Source organism: Streptomyces sp. 150FB (assembly GCF_000818195.1).
In the GTDB taxonomy this organism is placed as follows: Bacteria; Actinomycetota; Actinomycetes; order Streptomycetales; family Streptomycetaceae; genus Streptomyces.
In genome coordinates this window covers 5,518,761-5,522,656 of record NZ_JTHL01000001.1, presented here as the reverse complement: position 1 = coordinate 5,522,656, position 3,896 = coordinate 5,518,761, and the positions used below count along the sequence as shown (strand labels likewise).

The window sequence follows — 3,896 nt, the reverse complement described above, 5'->3', positions numbered from 1 at the left end:
CCGGCTGCTCGCGCTGCCCGCCGCCGAACGCGACGCCATGCTGCTCGACGTGGTGCGCTCGCACGCGGCGACCGTCCTCGGCCATGCGACGGCCGACGCCGTCGGCGCCGAGCAGAGCTTCCGCGACCTCGGCGTCGACTCACTGAGCGCCGTCGAACTGCGCAACGCGCTCAGCCCGCTCACCGGACTGGCGCTGCCCGCCACCCTCGTCTTCGACTACCCCACGCCGGCCGCGCTCGCGGCGTATCTGCGCCGGGAGTTGCTGGCGGAGACCACCGACATCACTGACACCACGGAGACCACCGCCGCCACGGACGACGAGCCGATCGCCGTCGTGGGAATCGGCTGCCGCTTCCCCGGCGGGGTGCGTTCGCCGGAGGATCTGTGGCAGTTGGTCGCCACCGGTTCGGACGGCGTCTCCGGCTTCCCCACCGACCGCGGCTGGGATCTGGACGGCCTCTACGATCCGGATCCCGGCGTGCGCGGGAAGGTCTACACCCGCGAGGGCGGCTTCCTGCACGACGCGGCGGAGTTCGACGCGGGGTTCTTCGGGATCTCGCCGCGTGAGGCGCTGGCGATGGATCCCCAGCAGCGGTTGCTGCTGGAGACGTCCTGGGAGGCCGTCGAGCGGGCGGGCATCGACCCGGTGACGCTGCGCGGCAGCCGTACCGGCGTCTACATGGGCCTGATGAACCGCGACTACCTGACCAGGCTGCGCACCATCCCCGAGGAGCTGGAGGCGTTCCGGGGCACCGGCACCGCGGGCAGTGTGGCCGCCGGGCGGCTGTCGTACACCTTCGGTCTTGAGGGGCCGGCCGTCACCGTCGACACGGCGTGTTCGTCGTCGTTGGTGACCCTGCACCTGGCGGCACAGGCGCTGCGGCGGGGCGAGTGCTCGATGGCTCTGGCGGGCGGAGTGACGGTGATGTCCTCGCCTGCGGCATTCCTGGACTTCAGCCGACAGCGCGGACTCTCCCCGGACGGGCGGTGCAAGGCGTTCGCGGAGGAAGCCGACGGCACCGGCTGGGCCGAGGGAGTGGGTGTGCTGCTGGTCGAGCGTCTGTCGGACGCCGTACGGCTGGGACACCCGGTGCTGGCGGTGGTACGCGGCAGCGCGGTCAACCAGGACGGCGCCAGCAACGGACTCACCGCGCCCAACGGGCCGTCCCAGCAACGAGTGATCCGACAGGCCTTGGCCGACGCACGGCTGACCACGGCCGACGTCGACGCGGTGGAGGCACACGGGACGGGCACCCGGCTGGGCGACCCGATCGAAGCGCAGGCCCTTCTCGCGACCTACGGTCAAGACCGGCCCCACGAACAGCCCCTGTTCCTCGGCTCGTTGAAGTCCAACATCGGACACGCGCAAGCCGCAGCGGGCGTCGGCGGGGTCATCAAAATGGTGATGGCCCTACGGCACGGCGTACTGCCCAAGACACTCCACGCCGACACACCCACCTCCCACGTCGACTGGTCCACCGGCGCCGTGGAACTGCTGACCGACCAGCGAGCCTGGCCGGAACTGGACCGGCCCCGCCGCGCCGCCGTCTCCTCCTTCGGACTCAGCGGCACCAACGCCCACGTCATCCTGGAACAGGCGCCGGAGGCGGAGGAGGTCCCGCCGGCGGAGTTCGGCCCGATCCCCTGGGTGGTCACGGCCAGGAGCGAGGCGGCGCTGCGCGCGCAGGCCGGGCGCCTGCACGCCTTCGTCACCGAGCGACCCGAACTCGACCTGGACGCGGCGGCGTACGCACTGCTGACCACGCGCACCGCCTTCGACCACCGGGCCGTCGCGGTGGCCCAGGACCGCGCCGAACTCTTGCGCGGCCTCGCCGCCGTGGCCGAGGGTGAGCCGGCCGCCGGAGTAGCGCAGGGCCGGCAGCAGGCAGGCCGACTCGCCGTCCTCTTCACCGGTCAGGGAAGCCAACGGGCCGGAATGGGACGGGTGTTGTACGAGGCTTTCCCGGTCTTCGCGGCGGCCTACGACGAGGTCTGCGCCGAGCTGGACCGGCATCTCGACCGGCCGCTGAAGGACGTCGTCTTCGCACCCGAAGGCAGCCCCGAGGCGGACCTGATCCACCGGACCGGTTTCACCCAGCCCGCGGTGTTCGCTCTGGAGGTCGCCCTCTACCGGCTGATCGAGCACTGGGGCATCCGCCCCGACGCCGTGGCCGGGCACTCGATCGGCGAGTTGGCCGCCGCCCATGTCATCGGCCTGTTCTCGCTGCCGGACGCTGCCGCCCTGGTGGCGGCGCGTGGGCGGCTGATGCAGGCGCTCCCGGCGGGCGGGGCCATGGTCGCCGTTCAGGCGGCCGAGCGGGAAGTGCTGGACCTCATCGGCGACTTGACCGACCAGGTCGGCATCGCCGCCGTCAACGGGCCGTCCGCCGTCGTCCTGTCCGGTGCCGAGGCAGCGGTGCTCGACGTCGCCGAGAAGCTGCGCCGGGCGGGCCGCAAGACGAAGCGCCTGGAGGTCAGCCACGCCTTCCACTCACCGCTGATGGAACCGATGCTGGCCGACTTCGCCGAGGTGGTGCGCGGCCTTCGGTTCGCCCCGGTGACCACGCCGTTCGTCTCCACCCTGACCGGCCGCCCGGTCCCGGCGGAGGAACTCGGCAGCCCGGACTACTGGATCCGGCACGTCCGGGGGGCCGTGCGGTTCCACGACGCGGTCGGTGCGCTGGCGGCCGAGGGGGTGACCGCGTTCCTGGAGGTCGGCCCTGACGGCGTGCTGTCGGCGATGGGACCCAACTGCCTGCCTGCGGACGCGGAACCCCTCACCTTCGTCCCCTCCCTGCGCGGCGGCACCGGCGAGGTGGGGAGCCTCACCAAGGCCGTGGTCCAACTGCACGTCCAGGGCGCGCAGTTGGACTGGCCGGCATTCTGTGGCACCTCGGTGGACTGGTCGGCGGCGTTCGACGGACCCCGCCCGCCGCGCACCGAGCTGCCGACGTACGCCTTCCAGCGGCAGCGGTACTGGCTCGACGCGCAGCCGGAGCCGTCGGAGGACCCCGGCGCCGCCGGACTCGGCCCGGCGAACCACCCGTTGCTGGGCGCCGCGATCGAACTGCCTCGATCGGACGGCCTGTTGTTCTCCGGCCGCCTCGCCGCCCACACCCACCCCTGGCTTGCGCAGCACACCATCGCCGGGACGCCGGTGCTGCCCGCGTCGGCCGTGCTGGACATGATCCTGCGGGCCGGCGACGAGACCGGCTGCTCCTTCGTCCACGAACTCGTCCTGGAGGCCCCGCTGGTCCTGCCGGAGCAGGGCGGCACGCAGCTCCGGCTGATGGTCGCCCCGTCCGGCGACGTACGTACCGTCGAGTTGCACTCGCGCCCCGAGGGGGCGTCCGGTCCCGGCGGCTGGGTCCGCAACGCCCACGGCACGCTGCGTCCCGACGATCCGGACCAGGACCAGGCCCAGGCCCCGGACCCGGACGCCGGCCTGACCGTGTGGCCGCCGGCCGGTGCCATACCGGTCACGGCCGACGACCTCTACGAGCGCCTGGAGCGGGCGGGGCTCGGCCATGGGCCCGCGTTCCACGTCGTCCGGGCCTTGTGGCGTCGCGGCGACGAGCTGTTCGCCGAGCTGGCCCTCGCCCCGGCCGAGGCGGGGGAGGCGGACCGGTACGGTGTGCACCCCGTACTGCTGGACGGCGCGCTGCACGCGCTGGGCCTGACGGACAAGGCCGGTCACCTGCCCGAGTCCTGGTCGGGCGTGGCCGTGCACGCCACCGGCGCCACGACCGCACGCGTCCGTATCGCTCCCGCAACGCACGGCGCGGTCTCCCTCCTGCTGACCGGCACGGACGGGCTGCCGGTCGCTTCGGCGGACGCGGTGGTGTTGCGCCCCGCCCCCGCCGACCTGCCCCGCCCGACGGCGGAGGGTCCCGTAC

General features: G+C 73.3%; 1 protein-coding gene. It reads left to right on the top strand.

The window, feature by feature from the left end; genetic code table 11:
* The coding region (locus QR77_RS23770) for a type I polyketide synthase (protein ID WP_173476344.1) at positions 1-3,896 on the top strand (3,896 nt) is incomplete at both ends.